This is a genomic window from Puniceibacterium confluentis, from assembly GCF_007923445.1.
In the GTDB taxonomy this organism is placed as follows: domain Bacteria; phylum Pseudomonadota; class Alphaproteobacteria; order Rhodobacterales; family Rhodobacteraceae; genus Puniceibacterium; species Puniceibacterium confluentis.
The window spans coordinates 62,743-83,110 of record NZ_VOJI01000006.1 but is presented as its reverse complement, the minus strand read 5'-3'; the positions used below and the strand labels follow the sequence as shown (position 1 = coordinate 83,110).

The window sequence follows — 20,368 nt, the reverse complement described above, 5'->3', positions numbered from 1 at the left end:
GCGCCTGTGGCTGCCTGCGGTTCAATACCCACCTGACCCACCTGCCCGGCGTGATGGTGCGACTGCAGGGAACGCGACCGACGGCTGGCCCGCTTTGCGTCACACGTCATCGCGCGCCCCCTGTCCGGAAACAGCGCCAGCCTTTTCAGCCAATGAAGACAAAGTCGTCGATGGTCAGTTCCGCGGCGCTGACCCCGGTGACCTCGATCACGTGGCCATTGAAGCCCATCGTGACCCCGGCTTCGCCAGAGATCACCGTATCGGTGATGTTCAGCGCGTCCAGACGCCCCTGCAACCCCTGCCCGGTCACACCGGAGATCCGGATCTGATCCAGCCCGTCCTCGAAGTTCAGGATAAGATCAAGTTCACCATCGGTCAGATCGTTGAAGATGAACAGGTCCGCGCCGACGCCGCCGTCCATGGTATCATCCCCCGCTCCGCCGTTGATGCGGTCATCGCCCGCGCCACCGGTGATGAGGTCATTGCGCCCGCCGCCAGCCAGGAAGTCATCGCCACTGCCGCCGTCGATGGTATCGTCACCCTCGCCGCCGCCGATCGCATCGGCTCCCTCTCCTCCGACCAGGGAATCGCGGCCTGTGCCGCCGCCAAGGGAATCATCTCCCCCCTGCCCGAGAATGGTGTCATCGCCGAAAGAGGCACCGATGGTGTCGTCTCCGGCACCCCCGTCAAGGAAATCGCCACCGGCGCCACCCGCGGCAACATCGTTGCCGTCACCGCCAAAGATGCGGTCGTCGCCGGCACCTCCGCCGAGCGTGTCATTGCCGGGACCACCTTCGAGCGTGTCATTGCCCAGCCCCCCGCCGATGAAGTCGTTGCCGGGGCCGCCGTCCACAAAATCGTTGCCATCACCGGCGGCGATGTTGTCGTCGCCCTCACCACCAAAGAGCGAATCGTTGCCGCTGGCACCCAGCACGCCGTCATCGCCTTCGGCGCCGTTCAGCGTGTCGTTGCCATCGCCACCTTCGACCCGGTCATCTCGCGGGCCGCCGGTGATGGAATCATCGCCGCTTGTGGCCGGGGCCACACGGATCGTGCCCACCACTGCATCGACCGCCTCGAGCGTGCCGAACCCGTCGGTATAACGGGCAACGACGCTGAGTTCGGCGCCGATGTCGGACGCACGGCTCGTGTAGCTGGCCGCCGTCGCCCCCGGAATGTCGGTGCCCGCCAGACGCCACTGGAATGAGATGGTCCCCAGCCCGTCCTCATCCGTCACCCCCGAGGCATCCGCCACCAGCGTGTTGCCGTTGGTGAGCGATCCGGTTACGCTCAAAGCTCCCTGTGGCGCGTCGTTCTGGTTTGCGACCTCTCCGGTGGCGGCGCTGGTCAGCACCTCTGTCCGACCGCCGCCATCGACATAGCTCACCCGCACCGAAATCTGCGCTCCGACCTGACCCTGTGTCAGCGTCAGCGCCGCGCCGGTCGCACCGGCGATCGCCACATCATCGGCGAGCCACTGATAGGTGAAACCGTTCGGAATGCCGTCTGCATCGGTGATATTGCTGGTCACTGCGGTCAAGACTTGTTCTTCGACCGCAGTGCCCGCGATGACGACATTCCCCTGTGGCAGCGCGTTCGGCGGCGGCAGAATTGTCGCCGTGCCCAATGTGCCCTGCGCATTGCCGGAAATCGACGTGGGCAACGGGGTGGTCAGCGACAGCAGGAAACTCTCGCTGGTCTCGGCCGCACCATCCGCGTTGACCTGCACGTTGACCGCCGCCTGGGTCTGGCCCGGATGAAAGGTGATCGCACCGGTCGCGGCCACATAATCGGCCCCGGCCCGCGCCGTCACGTCGATCGTTTCGTACCCGACGGTCGTGATCACGTCAAAAGGCCGCGACAGGGACACGATGAAGGTGGCGGTGACCGGCCCCTCCTCCCCCTCGATCACCTGGACGTCAGAGACATGGATGGCCCGGTTCAGTCCGACGCCGTCATCGTCCAGAATGAAGGCCGCCGATTGCAGAAGCGGCGCCCCGCCCGCGATCACCGCGCCGACCGGATCGAACAGTTCCAGCGTCAGAGATTCGTCCGCCTCGTCAAGGGAGTCGCTGGTGACCCGCAGCGATACGGTGGCCGAGGTTTCGCCCGGAGCAAAGGTGACCGTGTCTTCGAAATCCGGGAAATCGGTCCCGCCGACAGCCGTTGCATCCGCGACGCGGACCTCAACAGTGACCTCGTCCTGCGCGGGTCCGGACAGGGTCAGCACCCATTCAACGACACCGCCATTGCCGAATTGAACGGATTCGTCGGCATTTCTGGCACTGACGGAAATGGTCGGCAGGCCGTCCCGACCGTCGTCATCCAGGATCGTCGCATCTCCGACCGCGCCGGCGCCACCATCGCCGATGCTGGTCGTCGGCGTCACCACCAGCTGAAAAAACTCGGACACTTCGAGAGCCGTATCGCCATTGACGGCCACATCGACAAAGGCCCGTGTCTGCCCCGGCACAAATGTCACCGTGCCGGTCGTGGCAGTGTAATCAGACCCGGCCAGGGCGCTGCCCCCCTGCGTGGCATAGTCGAAACTGATTGCGGTCCCGCTTGGCGGACGGGAAATGGTCACTTCGAACCGGGCGAGCGTGGTGCCGTCATCCCCTTCGATCAGGACCGGATCGGACACCAGCAGACCGCGGTCCAGACCGATCCCGTCATCGTCGATGACAAAGCCACTGCTCGACAGGGTCAGCGCACCACCGTTGAACACCGCCCCGGTGATGTTGAAGAATTCGACGGAAAACGCCTCGTCATCTTCGTCGGTGGAATCGCTCACGGTGCCCAGCAGCAAAGCCTGAGAGGTCTGTCCGGGGGCAAAGGTCAGCACTCCGCTGGCACTGTTGAAATCGGTGATCGCCGTGGCAGTTTCCGGGCGGGTGCGGTAGCCGACAGTGACCGTGTCGGTCGCTGCCTCTGACAGGGTGACGATCAGTTGCAGGTTGCCGCCGTTGCCGAACCGGATGCTTTCCGGCGCATTGCCCATGGCCACCGACAGGGTCGGCAGTGTCGCGCTGGAATCGTCGTCAAGGATCGTCAGTTCCCCGACGGCCCCGGTGCCTCCGTCGCCCAGGCTCGCCGTCGGGGTGACGGCCAGCTGTACCAGTTCCGTCGGTTCGACATCAGTGTCGCCGTTCACGGTGACGGCAACGCTGGCATGGGTCTGGCCGGGCACGAAGGTCAGTGTGCCGGATTGCGCCACATAATCGCTGCCCGCAGCGCCGCCGGCGTCCAGGGTGGTATATTCAAAGCTCAATGGCACATCGGATGGCCGCGACAGGGTGACATCGAAAAGCGCGGTCTGGGTGCCGGAATCCCCTTCGACGACAAGCGGCGACGACACGTGCAGCCCCCGTGTCTGCCCGACACTGTCATCGTCATAGATGAACGCCGTTTCCCGCAGAACCGGGGCATCGCCGGCAAAACCCGCGCCCACCGCACCGAACAGTTCGATCACGAAGGATTCGTCCGGTTCTGCCGCGCTGTCGCTGAACATCGCGATGTCGACGGCGGCAAGCGTCTGGCCCGGGGCAAAGGTCACGGTGCCGCTGACGACCGGATAATCCATATGCTTGGTCGCGGTGCCCGGAAGGCTGCGATAGTCAACCGTGACCGTGTCGCTCGAGGGCGCGGACAGGCGGACCACAAAGGTCGCGACGCCACCATTGCCAAAGGCGACGGATTCCCGGGCATTGTGGCCCTCGAACGAAATGGTCGGCAGCGCCCCCCCGGAGTCGTCGTCCAGAATGCGGGCTTCCCCCACCGACCCGGCTCCGCCGTCCGCAATCGTGCTGTCCGTGTCCACGACCAGCTGGAAGAACTCGCTCGCCTCGCTGACCGTGTCGCCGGTGATCTCGACGGACACCGGAACACTCAGAAGACCCGGCGCAAAGGAGATCACACCGGATTGCGCCGTGTAATCCTGGCCTGCAACCGCAGAGCCGTCCTGCGTTCTGTAGGCAAAGGTTGTCGTGCTGGAATATGCCTGGGAAATGCTGACATCAAACACCGCCTGACGGGTGCCGTTGTCGCCTTCGACGATGACCGGGGACGATACAAAAAGCGAGCGCGTGTTGCCGACGCTGTCATCGTCGAGGATAAAGCTGGTGGCGCGCAGGGTCTGGGAATCGCCCGCAAAGGCGGCATCGCCTGTGGGCTGAAAGAATTCCATCACCACGGATTCGTCCGGTTCCGCCGTGATGTCGCTCGTGACGCGGAAGTCGACGCTCTGGTTCAGTTCGCCCGGTGCAAAGGTCACGGTGCCGACGCGGGTGGGCGTGTCGATGCCGAGGACAGCTGTTCCGCCAAAGAGCCTGTACTCGACGGTTATGACATCTGTCGACGCTTCCGACAGGGTCACATCGAATTCAAGAAATCCGCCATTCCCGAATTGAACGGATTCGTCCGCATAAGACGGGGACACAGAAATAATGCTGACCATTGAATTTCTCCAGAAATGCAAACTTACCTATCCCAAAACGCTACACACTGGACCAAACGGGTCAAGGTAAAGTCAGAGGCATATCTTTTTGCTCCCGCGCCAGGGGACGTTGCAATCTTTCTCTGCAGGATTCGCCGATTCCGGTGGTGGGCGCGGGTAGGAAGCCCCCGCCATGTCCCATCAATTGCCCGACGCCTTTATCCCGATCAAATTGCCGGAAACGAAGCGCGGGCAATTGAATTCATTTGGTAATCTGGTCGCAATAGCGCCGTGGAATCGCAGTATTCCCTATGTCGGCAGTCAAGGCATCTCAGTTTCCGGCACCGAATTGAAGCCGCGATGTCGCGTGGTCGGCTGCCCTGCCCGCTGAAAACAGCACCGAATGACGCCGAGGCTTTCCGCTAACCATTCCGGGCCGGTCCGGGCCGGGAGACAAGCGGAAGCGCTTGACGGCACCGACGTTATCAGAAGTATAAAAAGCGTTCATCCCAAAGCAGATTGCGCAAGGAACAAAGGTGTCAGGGTCGTTGCCACCACACCCAATGGCCCTTGGCATACTCTAACCCATGATTAGCTTTTTCATGGTTTGCGCTGGGCTGTCCCTTGGGTATTTCGGGTGACATACATGTTTTCCATTGTTGGAGGGGTCTCATGCCGACGGAATATATCAATACCCTCGTCGTGGGCGGTGGGCAGGCCGGGCTGGCGATGAGCGAGCACCTCTCCAGCAACGGAATCGACCATCTGGTTCTTGAGCGCAACCGCATCGCCGAGCGTTGGCGCGTTGAACGTTGGTCTTCATTGGTCGCAAACGGTCCGGCGTGGCATGATCGTTTTCCCAGCAAGGAATTCGCCGATTGCGGTCCGGATGATTTCCCGACGAAAGACAGCGTCGTCGCCTATCTCGAGGAATTCGCCGAGGAAAAGAAGGTGCCGATCCGTTGCGGAGTAAAGGTGTCGAAGGTGACCAAGGCCGCCGACGGGGGCGGCTTTATTGTCGCGACATCCGACGGACAGATCCACGCCCGCAACATCGTCGCTGCCACTGGCCCGTTTCAAATCCCTGCAATCCCGCCTGTCGTACCCGCACACGAGGGTCTGACCCAAATTCATTCCACTGCATATCACAGACCCGAAGACCTGCCCGACGGCGGCGTGCTGGTGGTGGGCGCCGGGTCTTCGGGCAGCCAGATCGCCGAAGAGTTGCGGGCCAGCGGTCGCGACGTCTATCTGTCCGTGGGGGCCCATGACCGCCCGCCGCGCCGGTATCGTGGCAAGGATTTTGTTTGGTGGTTGGGCGTTCTGGGAAAGTGGCAGATGACATCACCGCCAGAGGGCGCCGAGCATGTCACGATCGCTGTCAGCGGGGCAAACGGTGGTCAAACCGTTGATTTCAGACGGTTTGCGGGCAACGGCATCACATTGCTCGGGATGACCGAGGCCTATAGGGACGGCACACTCACCTTCGCCGCGGACCTTGCCCGCAACATCGCGCAGGGAGATGCGAACTATCTGTCGGTGCTGGATGAGGCCGACGCCTATGTCGCCCGCGAAGGGATTGACCTGCCGCTTGACCCGACCGCGCGCGATATCGGGCCCGACCCCGCATGTGTGCGCGATCCGATCCTGGAACTCGACCTTGCAGCAAAAGGGATCAAGACCATCATCTGGGCCACGGGTTTCACCCAGGATTTCAGCTGGCTGGATGTCGATGCCTTCGACGCGGTCGGCAAACCACAGCATGAAAACGGCGTGTCGTCGGAACCGGGCGTCTATTTCCTCGGGCTGCCCTGGCTCTCGATGCGCGGATCGGCTTTCATCTGGGGCGTCTGGGTCGACGCGAAAAACCTTGCCACACATATCGCGCAATCAGGCCGACACGGTGCCTGACACCTGGACCACAGAAGCGATGCTCGCCAGGCTGATCGCCTTTCCGACGGTCAGCGCCGATTCCAATCTGGACCTGATCCGGTTCTGTGCCGAGCTGCTTGAAACGGCTGGCGCAGAGGTTTCAATCATCCATGACGACACAGGCAAGAAAGCGAACCTGTTCGCAACCATGGGGCCGAGGGATCGCGCGGGCGTATTGCTGTCGGGACACACGGACGTCGTCCCCGTTACCGGGCAGAACTGGACCGTGCCGCCGTTCGAAATGTCCAGAAGCAACGGACGGCTGTTCGGCCGAGGCGCATGCGACATGAAGGGGTTTGTCGCCTCCGCCTTGGTGACAGCCCTAAAAGCGGCCCGGATCGACCTCCAGACGCCGCTGCATCTGGCATTGTCTTACGATGAGGAAATCGGCTGCGTCGGCGTCAGATCCCTGATCGACATGCTGGCGACTGCCCCCTTCAGACCGCAGTTCTGCATCGTGGGCGAGCCGACCTCGATGCAGGTCGCGACCGGGCACAAAGGCAAGACGGCAGCCCGCGTCACCACCACCGGCCAGGCCGCGCATTCCGCGCTCGCTCCGACCGCGTTGAATGCCATTCACATGGCCTGCGACATGATTGGATACCTGCGGGAGATACAGGACGATCTGGCCCGCAATGGTGCGCAGGACCCCGGGTATGATATCCCGTACAGCACCGTTCATGTCGGCACGATCCGTGGCGGAACCGTCCTCAATATCGTGCCGGACACGGCAGAGTTCATGTTCGAGATTCGCAATCTGGCGAATGACGATCCCATTGCGATCATGGCCAGGTTGGAGAGGCATCGCGACGTCTATCTTGCTGACATCAGGACCCGGTTTCCCGCCGCCGATATCACCATCGACATCGCCAATTCATATCCGTCTCTTTCCACGGACACATCCGGCACTGCCGTCGGTATCATCCAGTCCCTGACCGGAACCGATCACACCATCAAAGTCGCCTTTGGCACCGAGGGCGGGTTGTTTGCTTCGCAGCTTGGCGTGCCCACTGTCGTTTGCGGTCCGGGGTCGATGAATCAGGGGCACAGGCCGGACGAGTATGTCGAGGTTTCACAACTCGACGCCTGCGACGCGATGCTTGACGGTTTGCTTGCGCGTCTTGTCAGCGGGTTTTAGTCGCCGGCAACCCATGGGCCGAGATCTCTGCGCGGACATGGTCGAAAAATGCCGCAACAATGGCTGATTTTACCCCGACCTGTTTGGTCGCAAGTCCCAGTGTCACGGATCCGACCTCTTCGCTGATCGGCAGGATCGCCAATCGTTGGCCGTCAGGCGCAAGGTCGAGATCCGTGCCGATGTTGAGCAGGCTGTAGCCAAATCCATTTGCCACAAGGCTGCGGGCCACCGACAGGTCATTGGTGCGATCGGTGATGTTGGGCACCAGGCCGATCCTGCGGAACGTGGACAGGAAATAGTCTCGGCTCAGCGGCAGGTCGAGCAGCACCAGCGGCTCGCCCGCAATATCGCGCAGGGACACTTCACTCTGCCGGGCCCTTGGATGATCCCGGTGCAGCATCACGAACGGGCGCAAGGCGATCATCCCCTCAAAGTGGACATCCTGCGGAATCTCCATGTCATAGGTGATCGCCACGTCAATTTCCGCCCGGGCGAGCCTGGAGAACAGCGCGACTTGATCGCCGGTGAACAGGGACACACGCGCGCTGGGATAGTGCGCTTCGAATGACTTGCGATACTTTGCGCTCAGCAAAGGCGCGATTGTGGTCAGGGCCCCGACCGAAATCGCGCCGCCGGGCCGTTTGGCGACATCGTCGGCGATATCGCTCAACGCCGCGGCATCTGCCAGAATGCGCTGCGCTTCCTTGAAAACGCGGCGTCCACCCGGGGTCAGTGACAGGCCCTGCGCATGGTGGCGCACGAACAGCTGGATGCCGAACTGCCCTTCAAGCTGATTGATCGCCGTTGAAATGGACGGAGACGAGACGTTCAGTTTCAGAGATGCCTGCGCAATCGTACCGACCTCGCCCACCGCGACGAGGTATTCCAATTGCCGAAATGTAAACCGTACAGCCATGAGACTGCATTACCTGTCTTCGCGGTCAGTTCAAGCCGGCGTCTTGCGCTGCCAACCAAAGCAGGAAATCACGGACGGTTCCTTCATAGTCCTCTTCGGCCAGCGGACCGCCGGTTGCATGGATTGATCCCAACGCGGATTGCATCGCTTCCAGCTTTTCACGGTCCTCACGGTTCACGTCCTGCCAAAGGGCGATGCGCTGATCAATGGTGTCGCCGTCCAGGCTGTTGCCAAAGACGGACATCGTCCAGCGTACCTCGATGGAGGTCGGCGTCAGCGGCCGGATGCTGAGCGACACCAGCAGCGACGCCGCCACGCTGACCACCTGGCAGGGGAAAGCCGCAAACAGGGTGGAGCGTTGGCGCTCTTCCTTGGACAGGCCGGCGGCGCCTTCGCCGCGCGGCGGAATGTTGTCGGGGTAGTTCGCAAAATAGCTGGTGAAGCCTGCGCCACTTGGGCCTTTGCGGCTGAGCCCGGTCGGGGTGTAGCCATGCAGGGTCTGAGGATGCACCACCGACAGGTGATACCCCTCCATGAAATTTTCGACCAAGGCCTTCCAGTTGCAGTTCCAGACCTCGCTGGCGCGGTGCACGATTGTATATTGCTCCGGCTCATAGCGCCCGATCACGGCGTTCAACCCGGCCAGTTCCACGTCGATATCCGGCGGCGTCGGCGACAGGCTGACATAGACGAACCCAAAGCGCTGGACACAGCCGAATTCGCCCAGTTTGCACGTCTTGGGGTCGAATCCCGCGTTCTTCATCCGCGGTGCGCGCAGCAATACGCCGTCAGTGCCATAGGCCCAGGCATGGTATCGGCAGACAAAGCGTTTCGCGTTGCCGTGTCCTTCGGCCAATGGCATGCCGCGATGACGGCATACGTTTGACAGGGCTTTGATTGCATCGCCGTCGCGCACGATGATAATCGGTTCCCCAAACAGGTTCAGCGCCAGGTAGTCACCCTGTTCGGCAAACTCGTCCACCCGCCCGACGCAGTGCCAGTTATGGCGCAAGACCGTATCGCATTCGTGGTCGAAGAACGCCGGGTCAGTGTAGAACCGCCCCGGCAGTCCCTGCGGCGCATCGGCGTCGGCAGCGGCGCATTCTGCCAGAGTCTGGCGCATTTCCCGAATGCGCGCTGCGTCAAAGCGGCCCTGTGTGACCTGCTCATTCATCGCCGGGTACTCCGTAAGATGGTGCCTGGCGCGGATCGAGCGCGCGTTGCACATAGGCCTCAAGCTGGGGTTTGTAGACGTCCCAAGCCGTTGCAATGGTTTCGATCGGGCAATCTGTCGTCCAGTCACAGCGCAGGTCGGCGACGGGCCATGCCACCGTGTCGCAGATCTGCAACCCGGCGGAATGCACAGGCCCCGCCTCGCCGCCTGCGGCCAGACCCGCGCGCAGAGCCGCAATCAGGCGATCGCCCAGATGGCCCCGGCTTTGCTCGAACCCGTCGACAATGGCGCGTGGCACCGCATCGTTCGCCAGCAGATTGCCCGCGGCGATCACATCACGGCCCGCGGCATCCGACCAGATCCCGAGAGCGTTCGGCCCGGAATGGATGGCGGTGTTTCCAGTGGCGTCGATCGCCAGAACCTGCCGGTAGTCGATGAATTGCGCTTGATCGCGGATCCCCGCAATCGCCGCGTCGGCGGACATCCCGCCCTGCATCATGTCCAGCGCAAGCGGCCCCAGGCGCGGATCGGTGATATTCTGGCTTGCCACCGCCCCGACCCCGGCGCGCGTATAGGCGCAGCGTGCGGCCACGGCCGGAGAGGAAGACGAGATCGCGATACCGAACATGCCGGTTTCCGCGCAGCGGGCGACCAGTGAGAACGTCATGACGGGATCACCGCTGTCCCATCGATCTCGACCAGCCACTCGGGCCGCGCCAGAGCCTGCACCACCAACCCTGTGGACACCGGATGGACGCCCTTCAGGTATTCGCCCATCGTACGGTAAATCGCTTCGCGGTGACGCACATCGGTGATGTAGACGACGATCTTGACCAGATGCGCCATCTCGCCGCCGGCTTCTTCGATCAACTGCTTGATGTTCTGCATCACCTTGTGGGTCTGCTCCACCGGATCATGGCTGTCGATGTTCCGGGCATCGTCAAGGTTTTGCGGGCATTGGCCGCGCAGCCAGACGATCTTTCCGCCTTCCGTAACCACCGCCTGACACAGATCAGTGTCGAGGTTCTGTTCCGGATAGGTATCTTTGGTGTTGAACTTGCGAATGCGGTTATGCGCCATGCGAGGATCCTAAGCGTCGGGTGTCTGGATACGTGCGTTGATGTATTGCGCAAAATCATAGTTTGGCCGTTCCAAATGCGACAGATGTCCCGGTGCGGCGCCATTTGATGACAGTCCCTTGTACACCTTTTCGGTGCAGCCCTTGTCCTCGACGTTGACATCATCGAGCAACCTCTTGAGCTGTTCGAAGTTCGCCTGAGCGTCATCGTCGTGCGAATAGTCATTCGACATCCCGCCGCCAAAGCCGATCCGCACGTGGTCGACCCCATCCGGATGCAGCGTGAGATACCAGAAATACCCGGGTGTCAGGGTGATCATGAGACTGGGATAGATCGCCAGCAAATACGTGGTGCGGCGACGATCACCTTTCATGCGCGTGTTCGAAGGGTGGGCCATGGCGATCCGCAAGGATTCATCCTTCAGGATCGTGTGGTAGTTGAAAGCGTCCTCCCCCGGCGGACAGATCATCTCGTCCAGCTTTGACAACCCACCGATGGTGCCGGAATGGCACACCGGCAGATGATAGCTTTCCATGAAATTTTCGGCCAGCACCTTCCAGTTGGTGTTCCAGTTATGAGTCTCAAAGAAGGTCTGGCTGTAGTTGGCCATGTCATAGTCTGCGATCAGTTCCGCGACTTTCGCCAACTGATCCGCAACATCGGGTGCGTCGGCACTCAAGGTGACAAACACCCAGCCCAGCCACTCCTGGCAACGCACTTCGGGCAATCGGTAGTCAGATTTGCAGAACCCCGCGTTCCGGGTCATCGCAGGCGCACCGCGCAACGTCCCATCCAGGTTGTAGGTCCAGGCGTGATAGGGACAGACGATACTGCGCGCGTTGCCGCGCCCCTCCAACAGGGTCGACATCCGGTGTCGGCACACATTGGACATGGCCTTCAGCGTGCCCGCGTTGTCCCGCAAGACAATGATCGGCTGACCGGCAAGCTCCAAGGTGGTGAAGTCGCCGGGATTTGCCAGCGCATCTGCACGCCCGACGCAGAACCAGTCCTTCGCGAATATGCTGTTCAGCTCGCGGGCGAGAAAGTCCTCGGAGGTATAGACTGATGGAGGCATCGCGCGCGCTCGCTCGAACGCTACCGCGACATTTTCGGCAAGCTCTCTCGCAGCGTCCTGCATGATGTGGTTCCTTTCGGCTCAGCGCGCATCCCCCGGATTTTGTGGATTTTTTGCGGCAGGTAAAGTTCAGACTGTGCAATGCTTGATTTGAGCGAGACTAATCAGAGCCGCCGCAAGACATCCGGCCGCACACCGCGCGTTCTGCCGCGCAATCGTGCCGCTCGCCGGTCTCAATGCGATGGGGGGCCTCAGCCTGCGCAAGATGCTGACAGTGGCGGCCCGCCCCTTCCGGTGACCCAATTTGGATCTCTGTGGACGGTCGGTCTCTGGTGGATCCGAGCGGCGCCCGCGGGCGCCGGTGGCGGCGGGCGCAGAGCGCTGAGAGGTCCGACAATGATGGCGTGGCGACGCCATTTCAGTTGCAGCTACTCCTTGAGCAGCGCGGGTCATCAGCCAACGGCCAGGGCGTCCGCCCAACTGTCACCGCGAGACGCACCAGGACCTTCCGGATATTGTTCGTGCGACCACGTACAATGTTTCTCGCCTGTGTTGCCGCGAATGCCATCAAGGATCACGGATCTGGTCAAGCCCCGGATTTGATTTGCAAACCGCCGAGACGTCCGGTGCATGTCACCTCGCGGGTTCAGTGAATTTTTGCCATGCTTTCTACGCTATTTCTACGCTAGCCCCTTGCACCTGCCATGTGCCTCACGCTAAAGCGGTCGGCGGAGAGGTGGCCGAGTGGTCGAAGGCGCACGCCTGGAAAGTGTGTAGGCGGGGAACCGTCTCGAGGGTTCGAATCCCTTCCTCTCCGCCACTTGCCTTTGATTTCATTGGCTAAAAGGCAATCAACCCACACTTACCCCACATCTTACCCCACATAGAATAAACGCTTGGGATTGCTGCGGATTGCGTTCAGCTTTTTTGCCTCCGAACTGCCCGCGCGCAAATTTTGCTACCCCGCGCGGTCCCGGTGCAAAGGCAATAGGGAATCGGTGCCCCCCTGGTCGCCATCAGTTGCCGGAGGTGCTCAGTGCACATTCTGAGCCGCCTGATAGCCACAAGGTCGTGCAGTTCCGCCTTGTCTCAGTTTGAAAGCTTCAGCGGCTTCAAAACCGGAAAATATAATAGAACCGAAGCACGGAACTTACGCACACACGTTCCGTGCTTCATTGACCTGCAGTAAATTGTGCGCGTCCGCCCAACGCGTAGCTGCTCTGGTCATCCATACAATTGTTTGGCACGCCCTTAGCGACTTTTTCCTGCCAGTTCGCACCCAGTGTTTGGCGCGCAGACAGACCGTTATTGTACTGTGAGTCACCCTTCGCCAGCATCTGAACCACTAGGTTTTGGTCTGCGGAATATTGCGGTTGAAAGCCTGAGTACTGGTTGTAACTGACCCCACTCATGGTGCGTCCATTTTGGTCGCTACAAAAATGAATCTGTGAGGTGCCCCCCGAAAACTGGACACTGACGTAAGCTCTGATTTGCTGTCTGTTGATCTTCACCACGAAGGAGATCGAAGATGTCGAAACGAAAGCAACACGCCCCTGAATTCAAGGCGAAGGTGGCGCTTGAGGCGCTGAAAGGCGAGGCGACCGTGTCGGAGCTGGCGAGCCGGTTCGGCGTGCATCCGACGATGATCAACCAATGGAAACGTGCGCTGCTGGACGGCGCGTCTGGTGTCTTTGAACGCGGTGGCCGCAAGACGCCGGTCATCGATGAAGACCAGGTCAGGGACCTGCATGCCAAGATTGGAGAGCTGGCGGTGGCCAACTCTTTTTTGGAAAGAAAGCTCAAACCCTGGGGCGGGAAGTGAGGCGCGCCATGATCGAACGCGACCGTCCTGACCTGTCGATCGGCCAACGGTGCGCGCTTCTGTCGATACCGCGGTCATCGTTCTACTACACGCCGCAAGGCGAGACCGAGCAGAACCTCGCGCTGATGCGGCTGATCGATGTGCAGTTCTTGGAGACGCCCTTCTTCGGTGTTCGGCAGATGATCTGGCACCTGCGCAACGAGGGCCATGCGGTGAACGAGAAGCGCGTCCGTCGGCTCATGCGCCTGATGGGATTGATGCCGATCTCTCAGAAACCCAATACCAGCAAGCCGGCGAAGGGGCACAGGACCTACCCCTATCTGCTGCGCGGTCTGCGGGTGGACAGGCCAAATCAGGTCTGGTGCGTGGACATCACCTACCTGCCGATGCGCCGCGGATTCCTCTATCTGGTGGCGATCATGGACCGGCATACCCGGATGGTTCTGTCGTGGCGGATCTCGAACACGCTGGACGCGGACTTCTGCCCCTCTCGGCAGATTTGCGATGCAAATCGCCTGCCGGGCAACGGTGCGAGGCGCTGAACGAGGCCATCTATCGGTTTGGGCCGCCGGACATCATGAACAGCGACCAAGGATCGCAGTTCACATCCTTTGCATGGACAGACCGGCTACGCCGATCCGATATCCGCATCTCGATGGATGGCAAGGGTCGCTACCTGAACAACATCTTCATCGAGCGCCTGTGGCGCACCCTGAAATACGAGTGCGTCTACCTGCATGCCTGAGAGGCCGGGTCACAGGCCCGCGCGGGTGTCCGGAAATGGATGGAATTCTACAATCACCGCCGCCCGCACAAAGCCCTTGGCGGCCAACCACCGGCGGTGGTCTACTCGCTGGAAATCGAAGCAACGCAACCCGATCAGCAGGAGCAGATCAGAGCTTAAAAAGCGCCAGATCCTGTCCAAGGAATGGGGAGCACCTCAGACACTACAACGAGGACCGACCACACAGCACGGTTGGATACAATGTGCCGATCGACATTCATTATCCCGATTGCGCAGCCAGCCCGTCATCGTAAGGCAGCCGGAAAATTCCAGCTTTCGGCGGTCCAAGCTTGGGGAGCAGCGCACTCCCCAGCCCCGGTCATGCCTTTTGAGCAGACGGTTTTCCAGGGTGAGATCGGCTACGCATTCCTTTAGTGCCAAGGTTTCCGAGCGCAACTCCTTCACTTCAGGCGAAGTGGCCTGACGCGCGGCATCGCCCGACAGCCTGCGCTTGCCAGCCTCCAGGAATTCCTTCGACCAGCTGTAATACAGGCTCTCGGCGATACCCTCCCGCCGACACAGCACCGGAATGCTTTCCCCACCGCGCAGGCCAGCTAACACGATGCGGATTTTCTCCTCCGCAGAATAGGTCTGCCGGGTCTTGCGGCGGATATTCTTGACCAGCTTGTCAGCGGCGTCCTTCGATGTTCCGGATGCCTTGTTCATCTTCGCTCCTTGAAAGCCACGATGAACCAGAAACCCTCCGTTGTTCAAATCCTCAAATCTGTCCCACAGGTGCTGACGTCGGACATCCTGCCGTGACTGCACGACACTCTCTTCGGGCTTCGGACTTTTAATGGCCATCTCGGGCCCTGCGCTTTCCCAACTATAAGGGCGGACCACTTCAAAGGGGGAGGTTCAAAATCGAATGTGGTTTTCAACTTGATGCCCGACCTTTCGTCCTGTTTGGCGCCTGACCTTTCATCCTGACTTGTGTCTGCCATGAAGCCACCTTGACCAGTCGCTCAAACCACATCATATCCCGGAACATGACCCAGCTCTCGCACATCCGCAACTTCTCCATCGTCGCCCATATCGACCACGGGAAATCCACCCTGGCCGATCGGCTGATCCAGTCCACGAACACCGTCACCGAACGGGAGATGAAGGAGCAGCTGCTCGACTCGATGGACATCGAGCGCGAGCGCGGTATCACCATCAAGGCCAACACCGTCCGTATCGAATACAAGGCCGAGGATGGCGAAACCTATATTCTCAACTTGATCGACACCCCCGGTCACGTCGACTTCGCCTACGAGGTCTCGCGTTCGATGCGTGCCGTCGAAGGCTCGCTTCTGGTGGTCGATGCCACGCAGGGTGTCGAGGCGCAGACACTGGCCAATGTCTATACCGCCATCGACGCAAATCACGAGATTGTCCCGGTCCTGAACAAGATCGACCTGCCCGCCGCCGAGGTCGAACGCGTCAAGGAACAGATCGAGGATGTGATCGGCATCGACGCCTCGGACTCCTGCCTGATCTCGGCCAAGACCGGCGTCGGCATCCCCAGCGTGCTCGAGGCGATCGTCAAACGCCTGCCACCCCCGAAAGAGGGCGACGCGAACAAACCGCTCAAGGCGATGCTGGTGGATTCGAAATACGACCCCTACCTCGGGGTGGTGGTCATCGTGCGGGTCATCGACGGCGTGCTGAAAAAAGGTCAGCGCATCAAGATGATGAAGACCGGCGGCACCTATGACATCGACCGCATCGGCGTCTACCGTCCCGCCATGATCGAGGTCAAGGAACTGGGCCCCGGCGAGATCGGCTATATCACCGCGCAGATCAAGCAGGTGCGCGACACCCGCGTCGGCGACACCATCACCACCGAGAAAAAGGGCACGGACACACCCCTGCCCGGCTTCAAGCCGTCGATTCCCGTGGTGTTCTGCGGCCTCTTTCCGGTCGATGCCAACGACTTTGAGGACATGCGCGACGCGATCGAGAAACTGTCGCTCAACGATGCCTCCTTCACCTCCGAGATGGAAACCTCGGCCGCGCTTGGCTTTGGATTCCGCTGCGGCTTTCTGGGCCTGCTGCACCTCGAAGTGGTGCGTGACCGGCTCGAACGCGAATACGACATCGACCTGATCACCACCGCCCCATCGGTGATTTACAAGATATTCCTGCGGGACGGCTCGGAACTCGAGCTGCACAACCCGGCCGACATGCCCGACCCGTCCACCATCGACCACATAGAAGAGCCGCGCATCAAGGCGTCGATCCTGGTGCCCGACGACTACCTCGGTGACGTGCTCAAGCTGTGCCAGGACCGGCGCGGCGAGCAGATGGACCTGACCTATGTCGGCGCCCGCGCCATGGTGGTCTATGACCTGCCGCTGAACGAAGTGGTGTTCGACTTTTATGACCGGCTGAAGTCGGTGACCAAGGGCTATGCCTCGTTCGACTACCAGATGAAGGGCTATCGCGAGGACAGCCTGGTCAAGATGCAAATCCTGGTGAACGACGAACCGGTCGACGCGCTGTCGACCATGGTCCATCGCGACCGGGCCGAACTGCGCGGGCGCGCCATGTGTGAAAAGCTGAAAGAGCTGATCCCGCGGCACATGTTCAAGATCCCGATCCAGGCGGCCATCGGCGGCAAGGTCATCGCCCGTGAAACTCTCGCCGCGATGCGCAAGGACGTGACCGCCAAGTGCTACGGCGGCGACGCCTCGCGCAAGAAGAAGCTGCTTGAGAAGCAGAAGGCCGGCAAGAAACGCATGCGTCAGTTCGGCAAGGTGGACATCCCGCAGGAAGCGTTCATATCGGCGCTGAAAATGGACAGCTGACCCCAGCCTTGGCCTTCCGCCGATATTGCAGCCTCTTTTCAGGTTCTGCGAGGACACAGTGCGGTGCGGCGCTGTGTCCTCACAATTAAATCAAATGCACACCTGCGAATATGTGATAACGTCCCCTCATAAACCGGGAGGAGACCCACCATGAAGCACCTGATCACCGCAGCCGCACTCGCCACAGCCATGGCCACCGGCGCCCTGGCCGAAGGCCAGACTCACCACGTTGCCATCCATGTCGACGAGAATGATCCGCAGGTCATGAACATGGCGCTGAACAACGCCCAGAACGTGGCCGCCTACTACGCCGAGAACGGTGACAGCGTGGTGATCGAAATGGTGGCCTATGGTCCCGGCCTGACCATGCTGATCCCCGGCAAGAGCCCGGTCGAGCAGCGCATTTCAGCAATGAGCCTGGAGATGGAGAATATCAGTTTCTCTGCCTGCGGCAACACGCTGGACGCCATGCAGAAGAAGGCCGGTCACGACATTTCGCTGATGGAAGAGGCCAAGATCACCCCCTCGGGCGTGGTTCGGCTGATCGAGCTGCAGGAACAGGGTTATGCCTATATCCGCCCCTGAGCGGACCAACCGGCACAAACGTCAACGTGAAGGCCGCCCCCTGCCGGGGCGGCCTTGCTTCGGCTATGGGTGCTTGGGTCACTGACCGGAGATTCCCCCATGTCGCCCCTCGCCCTCACCCGTGCCGCCCTGCTGTGCCTGCTGGCGCAGCCCGCCACAGCCGCCGTCTGTGATTACCGGCCCAGCATCGTGGCGGGCAAGGTTGGATCCGCTGCGCGCGCGGCCACGGGCGCCGTGGTCGGCGCCACCGGGGCGGGGGTCCGCGCGGCCGGTGCATACACGCTGGAAAACCCGAAGACCGGCCTCAGCATGATCGGTTCGGCCGCAGGCTCGGCCTCGGCAGCCGGAGCCGGTCTGGCCAGCGGCGCGGGTAGCGCCTTTGGCACCGCAGCCGCCATCGTGACGGCACCGGTGACAATTGCCATTGCGGGCGCCACCGCCCTTGCCGTGGGCGGATACGAGGGCGCCTGTTATCTGGGCGATGAACGGATCAGGGACCATGACCAGATCCTGGCGATCATGCAGAACCTTGCGGCCAATTCGGACCCTGCGCTTTTTGCGCTGATCCCCTGGGGGTCCGAGTATGTCGACGCGACAGGCGCAACCGTGACGGCCGACCAGGCCCGGATCAGGGTGGCCACGCCGGACCGGGACGCCGCATTCTACGATGTCGCGAACCTCTATATCGTCAACTCGGTGCTGATGAACAGCGACCGGGGGCGGGATACAACCATCGGCAATCTCGGCCTGCAGGTTGTTGCAGAGCCGGAGGGTGTCGAACCACAGAACTGACATTCGCCTGCGGCAGATTGCTTTGCCCGCCTTCCGGAACATGTGGCCGACCTCTGGCGCAGTCCTGTTGCCGTGGTATTGCGGGGCAGCCGCCGCATCACGCCGGTTCAACGGAAGAAAAACCATGCGACTGTGTCAGGACGTTCCGCGGTGCTGAAAAAACTCGGAACCATATCGGGACTGACGCTTGCCAGCCGGGTCGCGGGGTTCGTGCGGGACGTGATGCTGGCAGCCATCCTCGGGGCCGGGCCGGTGGCGGATGCCTTCATGCTGGCGTTTCGCCTGCCCAACCATTTTCGCGCAATCTTTGCCGAAGGCGCGTTCAACGCCGCGTTCCTGCCGACCTATGCCGCAACACACGCCCGGGACGGCGTCGACGCGGCGTCTCGTCTCGCGGTGACGGTTCTGGTGTGGCTGGTCGGCGCCAACCTTCTTTTGCTGGGCCTGGTCCTGGCAGCGCCGGGAATGACGCTGGACCTGCTTGCGCCTGGCATCGACGCCGGGTCGGGCGCGCTGGCGCTTGAGCTGATCCGCATCACATTTCCCTATCTGCTGTGCATGTCTCTGGTGGCTTTCCTCTCGGCGCTGCTGAACGCCCATGACCGATTTGCCGCCGCCGCCGCCGCGCCGATCCTGCTCAATCTCGTGATGATCGCCGGCCTGGCCCTGGCGCAGATGTTTGCGACTGTGGCGCATGCCGCCGCATGGAGCGTGCTGGCGGCAGGCCTCGCACAGGTTGCCCTGCTGTTGATCGCACTGAGCCGGGCGAAGATCCCCCTGCGTCTGCACAGTCCTGCGCTCACTCCCGACTCAAGGCTGTTCCTGCGTCGGCTGGGCCCCGCACTCCTGACATCAGGGGCGGTGCAGGTTGCCGTTTTCGCCGATACCATACTGGCGACCTTTCTGCCTGCCGGAGCCCTGTCGCAACTGTATTACGCTGACCGGATTTATCAGCTGCCTGTCGGCGTCATCGGCATCGCCCTGGGCACCGTGCTGCTGCCCGACATCGCCCGGCGGGCCGGAGTGCAGGATCGCCCGGGAATGCACAGCGCCGCCAGCCGGGCGTTGCGCCTGTGCCTTGATCTGTCGGTGCCGCTGACCATGGTGATGATCCTGTTCGGCGAATGGATCATGGCCGTTCTGTTCGCCCGCGGCGCCTTTGACATGGCCACGGCGCTGGAGTCGTCGCGCATCCTCGCCGCCTATGCCCTGGGACTGGTGCCTGCGCTTGCCGTGCGCGCGCTTGTCGCCTGCTTCCAGGGGCGCGGCGACCTGCGCACGCCGCTTCTGGCGCTGCTCGCCGGAACGGTCGTGAACATCGCTCTGAAGCTGGTGCTGATCGGACCGTTTGCGGCACCCGGGTTGGCCCTGGCAACCTCGGCCGGGCTCTGGGTCTTTGTCGGCATCCTGTTCGCGGCGGGTCTCAGAAACGGCTACTTCCACCTGAAGTGGCAAGAGGTGCTGATCGCGACCTGCCCGTCGGGGATTGTCACACTGATGGTGTTGGCATGGCGCGACTGGCTTCTGGAGGCCTGCACCCTTGTGGCCGGGGAATGGGGCATGACGCTGGCGCTCTTCGGCGGGGCCCTGGCCGCTCTTGCCGCGATCCTGGCCCTGCGGGCGATTTTGACCCGGATCCATCGTTGAGCGGAAAGCGGACCTGCCACGCTTTCGCGCCGCGCCAGGTGGGCGTTTGAGCCACTTTCGGCTGTGATGCACAAATCCCGGGACATTATCACCGCGTGACTCCAGCGTCGTGGCATGGCTGCCCCTCTGCCACGGAGACACGCCGGAATGTCAGCCGTCGGGCAGTCGCATGTGATGATCGCAGCAACAGTCCCCCC

13 protein-coding genes, 1 tRNA gene and 2 pseudogenes are annotated in these 20,368 nt (G+C 61.7%); 9 read left to right on the top strand and 7 right to left on the bottom strand.

Annotated features, from left to right (window positions below; genetic code table 11):
• Nucleotides 1-145 precede the first annotated feature (145 nt).
• Nucleotides 146-4,456 carry a Calx-beta domain-containing protein gene (locus tag FOY53_RS08795; protein ID WP_146587854.1) on the bottom strand — a complete coding sequence of 1,437 codons (4,311 nt, stop codon included), beginning with the start codon at nt 4,454-4,456 and terminating at the stop codon, nt 146-148.
• Between the two features lie 172 nt (nt 4,457-4,628).
• Between FOY53_RS08795 and FOY53_RS08790 the strand changes: the two genes are divergently transcribed.
• The 3 genes from FOY53_RS08790 to argE all read left to right on the top strand — a co-directional run bounded on the left by FOY53_RS08790 (nt 4,629) and on the right by argE (nt 7,505).
• The gene (locus FOY53_RS08790) at nt 4,629-4,826 is read left to right on the top strand and encodes a hypothetical protein (protein ID WP_146587852.1); all 198 of its coding nucleotides are present in this window, start codon (nt 4,629-4,631) and stop codon (nt 4,824-4,826) included.
• Between the two features lie 281 nt (nt 4,827-5,107).
• On the top strand, nt 5,108-6,346 hold the full coding sequence (locus FOY53_RS08785; protein ID WP_146587850.1) for a flavin-containing monooxygenase: 1,239 nt from the start codon (nt 5,108-5,110) through the stop codon (nt 6,344-6,346).
• Complete coding sequence (argE, locus tag FOY53_RS08780) at nt 6,339-7,505, top strand: acetylornithine deacetylase (protein WP_246107334.1); 1,167 nt, start codon at nt 6,339-6,341, stop codon at nt 7,503-7,505. Before FOY53_RS08785 ends, argE begins: the two co-directional genes overlap by 8 nt.
• Here the strand turns inward: argE and FOY53_RS08775 are convergent.
• From FOY53_RS08775 to FOY53_RS08755, 5 genes are read right to left on the bottom strand one after another with little or no spacing between them, the layout of a single operon-like run.
• Nucleotides 7,492-8,421, bottom strand: coding sequence for a LysR family transcriptional regulator (locus tag FOY53_RS08775; RefSeq protein ID WP_146587848.1), 930 nt, complete (start codon nt 8,419-8,421; stop codon nt 7,492-7,494). The genes argE and FOY53_RS08775 overlap by 14 nt on opposite strands.
• A gap of 25 nt (nt 8,422-8,446) precedes the next feature.
• Entirely contained in the window at nt 8,447-9,595 is a 1,149-nt protein-coding gene (locus tag FOY53_RS08770; protein WP_246107333.1) for an aromatic ring-hydroxylating oxygenase subunit alpha, read from the bottom strand.
• Complete coding sequence (locus FOY53_RS08765; RefSeq protein WP_146587846.1) at nt 9,588-10,262, bottom strand: DUF1028 domain-containing protein; 675 nt, start codon at nt 10,260-10,262, stop codon at nt 9,588-9,590. The genes FOY53_RS08770 and FOY53_RS08765 overlap by 8 nt, the downstream gene beginning before the upstream one ends.
• Nucleotides 10,259-10,675 carry a RidA family protein gene (locus FOY53_RS08760; RefSeq protein WP_146587844.1) on the bottom strand — a complete coding sequence of 139 codons (417 nt, stop codon included), beginning with the start codon at nt 10,673-10,675 and terminating at the stop codon, nt 10,259-10,261. The genes FOY53_RS08765 and FOY53_RS08760 overlap by 4 nt, the downstream gene beginning before the upstream one ends.
• A 9-nt stretch (nt 10,676-10,684) precedes the next feature.
• Nucleotides 10,685-11,812 (bottom strand): aromatic ring-hydroxylating oxygenase subunit alpha, encoded by a 1,128-nt coding sequence (locus FOY53_RS08755; RefSeq protein WP_146587842.1) that lies wholly within the window; start codon nt 11,810-11,812, stop codon nt 10,685-10,687.
• Nucleotides 11,813-12,479: 667 nt separating this feature from the next.
• Between FOY53_RS08755 and FOY53_RS08750 the strand changes: the two genes are divergently transcribed.
• Both FOY53_RS08750 and FOY53_RS08745 read left to right on the top strand, forming a co-directional pair.
• A tRNA-Ser gene (locus FOY53_RS08750) sits at nt 12,480-12,569 on the top strand.
• Between the two features lie 708 nt (nt 12,570-13,277).
• Nucleotides 13,278-14,475: pseudogene (locus FOY53_RS08745) on the top strand (IS3 family transposase).
• Between the two features lie 180 nt (nt 14,476-14,655).
• Here FOY53_RS08745 and FOY53_RS08740 read toward each other — a convergent pair.
• A pseudogene (locus tag FOY53_RS08740) lies at nt 14,656-15,021 on the bottom strand (transposase); the annotation flags it as partial.
• Nucleotides 15,022-15,344: 323 nt separating this feature from the next.
• On the opposite strand from FOY53_RS08740, the gene lepA reads away from it, so the two are divergent.
• From lepA to murJ, 4 genes are all read left to right on the top strand, one after another.
• Nucleotides 15,345-17,147, top strand: a complete 1,803-nt coding sequence (gene lepA / locus FOY53_RS08735) for a translation elongation factor 4 (protein ID WP_146587840.1) — start codon at nt 15,345-15,347, stop codon at nt 17,145-17,147.
• A 150-nt stretch (nt 17,148-17,297) separates the two neighbouring features.
• Entirely contained in the window at nt 17,298-17,732 is a 435-nt protein-coding gene (locus tag FOY53_RS08730) for a DsrE family protein (protein ID WP_146587838.1), read from the top strand.
• A gap of 99 nt (nt 17,733-17,831) precedes the next feature.
• Nucleotides 17,832-18,524: a hypothetical protein gene (locus FOY53_RS08725; RefSeq protein WP_146587836.1), complete on the top strand. Its 693-nt coding sequence runs from the start codon at nt 17,832-17,834 to the stop codon at nt 18,522-18,524.
• 150 nt (nt 18,525-18,674) lie between these two features.
• Nucleotides 18,675-20,171, top strand: coding sequence for a murein biosynthesis integral membrane protein MurJ (murJ, locus tag FOY53_RS08720; protein ID WP_146587834.1), 1,497 nt, complete (start codon nt 18,675-18,677; stop codon nt 20,169-20,171).
• The last annotated feature ends 197 nt before the right edge of the window (nt 20,172-20,368 follow it).